Raw genomic sequence first — 1,574 nt, forward strand, 5'->3', positions numbered from 1 at the left:
CGTCGGCGATCTCGGCGAAGAAGACGCTGCGAGGACGCGGGCGCTTGGTGCCCGACCAGTGCGAGCCGGTGAGGAGCAGGTGCTCGCGCGCCCGCGTGACCGCGACGTACGCGAGCCGACGGTCCTCATCGAGCTGGCGTTGCCGGTTCGCCTCGACGAACGCCTCGATGGCGGCCTTGAGCTGCTGCTGCGTCTCGGCCGACTGCCACGCCAGCGCGGGCAGCCACGCCGAGTCCCCCCGGAACGCGTACGGCAGCACGCCGAACCCGAGCCACGCACGGGTGTCGCGCGGGGCGCTCGGCAGCTCGTCCTTCACCAGGCGCACCACGGCGACCGCATCCCATTCGAGGCCCTTCGAGCCATGGATCGTGAGCAGCTGCACGACGTCGTCCTCGGGCGGCTCGGTGCGCGGCGCGAACTCGTCGAGCTGCTCGGCGTGCTCGAGCCACGCGAGCAGGCTCGACAGCGAACCGGTCTCGTCGGCGGCGAGGAAGGCGTGCACCTCGTCGACGAACGCGCGCAGCTGGGCCGAGGCGACGCGGGCCGGTCCACGGGCCTCATTGGCGGCCAGCTCGACATCGAGCCGCAGCTCGAGCTCGACCAGGCGCACGAGGTCGGGGATCGGCATCCCGCTCGCCTGACGAAGGCCGGCGAAGACGGATGCCGCCTCGCGCAGTCGCTCGCGCGCGTCGGGGGTGAATCCGGCGAGCCAGCCGTGGTCGGGGGTGTGGCGGAGCACGAAGTCCAACGCGTCGACCAGCGAGCCGTCATCGTCGCCCGCGCTCCCGCGGATGCGCTCGACCACTTCGGGAGCGAGCGGCTGCAGCGACGAGTCATGCCGCGCGATGCGGCGAGCGAGGCCCGCCAGCTCGCGCAGGTCTGGCAGCCCGATGCCCCACCGCGGTCCTGCCAGCAGCCGGATGAGCGACGAGCCGGCCGAGGGGTCGCTGATCACCCGCAGCGCGCACACCACGTCGACCACCTCGGGCGTCGACAGCAGGCCGCCGAGGCCGAGGATGCGGTGAGGGATGCCGCGACGCCCCAGCGCGTCGCCGAAGCGCACCATGTGCTTCTTGCTCCGGAAGAGAATCGCACCCGTCGTCGCAAGGCCGTCCCGTGCGCGCTCGGAGCGGACTCGTGCGAACCACGCGGCGACGCGGTCGGCCTCGGTGTCGAGGTCGGCGTCGAAGCCCAGCTCGACGACGCCTGCCGGCGCACCCGGACGCGGGCGCAGCTCCTGCACCGGCACGGTGGCCGATGCCGCGAGCGGAGCGAGCACGGCGTTGGCGGCCGTGAGCACCGACTCGCTGTTGCGCCAGCTCGTGAGGAGCGAGTACTGCGCGCACGCGCCGCCGGGCGCGAAGGCGACGGCGAACCCGCCGAGGTTCCCGGCGCTCGCGCCGCGCCAGCCGTAGATCGCCTGGTGCGGGTCGCCGACGGCCATCACCCCGGTGCCGGCGAAGAGCGCCGCCAGGAGGTCGGTCTGGACGACGGAGGTGTCCTGGTACTCGTCGAGCAGCACGACGCGATAGCGGTCGCGCAGCTCCTCGGCGACAGAGGGGTGGCTCGCGACC

Annotated in this window: 1 protein-coding gene; it reads right to left on the bottom strand. The window is 73.4% G+C overall.

Annotated features, from left to right (window positions below; translation table 11 throughout):
• A partial coding sequence (locus EIO58_RS17620; RefSeq protein WP_164861856.1) for an ATP-dependent helicase occupies window positions 1-1,574 on the bottom strand: 1,574 nt, incomplete at both ends.

Source organism: Microbacterium sp. CPCC 204701 (assembly GCF_004010105.1).
Classification (GTDB): Bacteria; Actinomycetota; Actinomycetes; order Actinomycetales; family Microbacteriaceae; genus Microbacterium.